Source organism: Streptomyces sp. NPDC097619, assembly GCF_040302735.1.
Classification (GTDB): domain Bacteria; phylum Actinomycetota; class Actinomycetes; order Streptomycetales; family Streptomycetaceae; genus Streptomyces.
The window spans coordinates 1-3,863 of the sequence record NZ_JBEOSD010000294.1 but is presented as its reverse complement, the minus strand read 5'-3'; the positions used below and the strand labels follow the sequence as shown (position 1 = coordinate 3,863).

The 3,863-nt window shown below is 74.6% G+C and carries 2 protein-coding genes; one reads left to right on the top strand and one right to left on the bottom strand.

From position 1 onward, the window contains the following. Nucleotides 1-230: 230 nt before the first annotated feature. Nucleotides 231-1,937, bottom strand: coding sequence for a BCCT family transporter (locus tag ABTZ17_RS36465; RefSeq protein ID WP_352200119.1), 1,707 nt, complete (start codon nt 1,935-1,937; stop codon nt 231-233). Between the two features lie 143 nt (nt 1,938-2,080). Here ABTZ17_RS36465 and ABTZ17_RS36460 point away from each other — a divergent pair, with 143 nt between their 5' ends. After that, nucleotides 2,081-3,229: a glycerate kinase gene (locus tag ABTZ17_RS36460; RefSeq protein WP_352200118.1), complete on the top strand. Its 1,149-nt coding sequence runs from the start codon at nt 2,081-2,083 to the stop codon at nt 3,227-3,229. Nucleotides 3,230-3,863: the final 634 nt, after the last annotated feature.

Sequence of the window (3,863 nt, the reverse complement as noted above, 5' to 3'; positions counted from 1 at the left end):
GGGGGGGGGGGGGGGGCGGGGGGGGGGGGGGGGGGGGGGGGGGGGGGGGGGGGGGCGGGGCCGCTGCGCGGGGCCTTCTCCCCGACCCGCCCCTTCCCGGAACCGGGGCTGCGCCCCGGACCCCCTGACCCGGCCGCTCCGCGCCCGGTGCGCCTCACACGCCGGCGGGGCTGGAATTCGGGCTGAGGTGCGGTGCTCCCCAGGCACCCGCGAGGCTGAATGCGGCGGGTTCAGGGGGACGGGGGCGTCGGGTCGTCTCGGTCGCGGCGGGATTCGGCGGCGCGGCGGAGGCGGGGGTGGCGGGCCGGGCCCTGTTCGGTGATGGCGTCGCCGACCATCGCCTTCACGGCGTCGCGGAGGCCGTGCAGGGCGGGGTGGCGGGCCGGGCCGGCGCCGGGGTCCTCTCTGAGTTCCTTCACCAGGGCCCAGCAGAGCAGCAGCATCACGAAGACGAAGGGCAGGGCCACCAGGATGGTCGCCGTCTGGAGGGACTTCAGTCCGCCCGCGACCAGCAGGACCGCCGCCACGGCCGCCATCAGCACGCCCCAGGTGACCACCAGCCACGTCGGCGGGTGCAGGGAGCCCCGGCTGGTGAGGGAGCCCATCACCAGGGAGGCGGAGTCGGCGCTGGTGACGAAGTAGGTCATCACCAGGATCATCGCCACCCAGGAGGTGACCGTGCCCAGGGGCAGGGCGTCCAGCATCCCGAAGAGGGAGGCCTCGGCCCCGTCCTTGATGGTGGCGGCGAGGTCGGCCCCGCCGGTGGAGTCCAGCCGGATCGCGGTGCCGCCCATCACGCAGAACCAGACGACGGTGGCGCCGCTGGGCACCAGGAGGACGCCGACGAGGAACTCGCGGACCGTGCGGCCTCGGGAGATCCGGGCGATGAAGGTGCCCACGAAGGGGGCCCAGGACAGCCACCAGGCCCAGTAGAAGATGGTCCAGGCGCCCAGCCACTCGGAGTCGGTGAAGGCACCGGTGCGGCTCGCCATCGGGATCAGCTCGCTGAGGTAGCCGCCGACGCCCGCCGGGATCACGTCCAGGATGTAGACGGTGGGCCCGAGGAGGAAGACGAAGCACATCAGGGCGGCGGCGAGCACGATGTTGATGGTGCTCAGCCACTTCACGCCCTTGTGCAGGCCCGAGAAGGCGGAGAGGACGAAGGCCCCGGAGAGCGACACGATGATGACCATCTGCACGGTGGTGGAGTCCTCGACCCCCGCGGTCAGGTTCAGTCCCTCCGCGACCTGGAGGGTGCCCAGGCCCAGGCTGGTGGCGGTGCCGAAGACGGTCGCGAACACGGCGAGCAGGTCGATGGCCTTGCCGAGCCACCCGTCCGCGCGCCGGGCCCCCATCAGCGGCACGAAGGCGGAGCTGAGGCGATTGCCGCGGCGCTTGCGGAAGGTGGCGTAGGCGAGGGCGAGGCCCACGATGCCGTAGATGGCCCAGGGGGTCAGGGTCCAGTGGAAGAAGGAGTACTCCAGGGCCGCCCGGGCCGCGTCACCGGTGCCGGGGGCCGCGCCGGAGGCGGGCGGCGGGGCCAGGAAGTGGGTCAGGGGCTCGCCCACGCCGTAGAACATCAGGCCGATGCCCATGCCCGCGCTGAACATCATCGCGATCCAGGCCATGGTCGTGAACTCCGGCTCGGAGTCGTCGGCTCCCAGCCGCACCCGCCCGAAGCGGCTGACGGCCAGGACCACGCACATCACCAGGAAGACGTCGGCGGCGATCACGAAGAGCCAGGCGAAATTGGCGAGCACCCAGGCCAGGGCGCTGCTCGACGCCGAGTCGAAGGATTCCTTGCCGAGGGCCGCCCAGGCGACCACGGCGAGCACCGCCACCACTCCGATCACGACCACCGAGCGGTCGGGGGTGCCGTCCGCGTGGCCGTCCGGCGGGGGGTCCGACTGGGTACGTTCCGGTGATTCGGTGCTCATGCGGCCCCACTATGAGCGTGAATATCACCTTTTCCGGGTATGGCGCGCCGGGTGTGGCGCAGGGCACCCATGGGCATCGGAGGATCCTCCGGATAGGCTCGGGGGTGGCGCGACTGCACGTTCGATAGCAAGGGATCAGCAAGGTGACGGACGGAGCAGTAACTGAGGCCGCGCGCGTACTCATCGCCGCGGACAAATTCAAGGGCTCGCTCACGGCCGTTCAGGTCGCGGAGCGGGTGACGGCCGGGCTGCGGTCCGCGGTCCCCGGTGTCGAGGTGGAAACCCTCCCCGTGGCGGACGGCGGCGACGGCACCGTCGCGGCGGCCGTGGCCGCCGGATTCGAACGCCGGGAGGTACGGGTCACCGGCCCGCTCGGCGAACCGGTGACGGCCGCCTACGCCCTGCGCGGGGAGACCGCGGTGGTGGAGATGGCCGAGGCCAGCGGTCTCCAGCTGCTTCCCAAGGGCGTCTTCGCCGCCCTGACCGCCACCACCTACGGCTCGGGCGAGCTGCTGAAGGCGGCCCTGGACGCGGGCGCGACCACGATCGTCTTCGGGGTCGGCGGCAGCGCCACCACCGACGGCGGCGCCGGCATGCTGGCGGCCCTGGGCGCGGAGTTCCTGACCGCGGACGGCCGGCCGGTGGGCCCCGGCGGCGGGGCGCTGGCCGAGCTGGCCTCCGCGGACCTCTCCGGGGTGGACCCGCGGTTCGCGTCGGTGGACTTCGTCCTGGCGAGCGACGTGGACAACCCCCTGACCGGCCCGAAGGGCGCCCCGGCCGTGTACGGGCCGCAGAAGGGGGCCTCCCCGGAGGACGTGGCCACGCTGGACGCCGCGCTCGCGCACTACGCGCGTGTGCTGGAGAAGGCCATCGGCCCGAAGGCGACCGAGCTGGCGGCCTCCCCGGGCGCGGGCGGCGCGGGCGGCATCGGCTACGGCGCGCTGCTGCTGGGGGCGAGCTTCCGTCCCGGCATCGAGCTGATGCTGGAGGTGCTGGGCTTCGCCCCGGCGCTGGAGCGGGCCACGCTGGTGATCACCGGCGAAGGTTCCCTCGACGAGCAGACGCTGCACGGCAAGGCCCCGGCGGGCGTGGCCGCGGCCGCACGGGCCGCGGGCAAGCCGGTGGTGGCGGTGTGCGGCCGGCTGGCCCTGACCGAGGAGGCCCTGCGGGCCGCGGGCATCGAGCGGGCCTACCCGCTGACCTCGGTGGAGCCCGACACGGCGAAGTGCATCGCCAACGCCGGTCCGCTGCTGGAGCAGGTGGCCGCGAACATCGCCGCCGACCGCCTCTGACACCCGCTCGGTCGGCCCGGCGGGTCGGCCTCCCCGGGGGCGCGCGTCCCGCGCGCGCCGTACCCCGGGGCACCCCGGAAGCGCGCCCGGAGCCCCCTGTTCCCCCTCTGGTGGGGCGGGGGGCTCCGGCGTGCCGTGACACCTTCGGGTCATGCCTCCCGCGCGGGCGGTACCGGCCCGTCGGACCGGGTATCCCCCCTGCGGGAGCACGGTACGAGGGCAGGGGGCCGCGATGGGGACACTCGCGTGGATCGGCGTCGTCCTGGGGGCCTGGTGTCTGGTGTCCCTGCTCGCGGCGGTCCTGTACGCCTGGGCACGGACCCGACTGAACCGGGGTCGGCGGCCGCGGGGGCACCCGGCCCCGCCGCGGGCCGTCCCGCCGCCGCGGGCCCGTCCGGCGGTGCGTCCACCGTGGCCCGGCCGGCTGCTGCGCAGGTGGCGGGCGTGACGACGGGCGGTACGGAGCTTCGGGACGCGCACGACGTGGTGGAGCTGCCGGTCGGGGCCGAGGTGGCGCCGCGTCAGGTGGGAACGGTCCGGCGGTACGGCGGCGGCCGGGTGCCGGCGGCGCCTCGCTGAGCCCACCGGCTTCTCCCTCACCGTGGACGGCCACAAGGTGCAGGACGAGGACGGC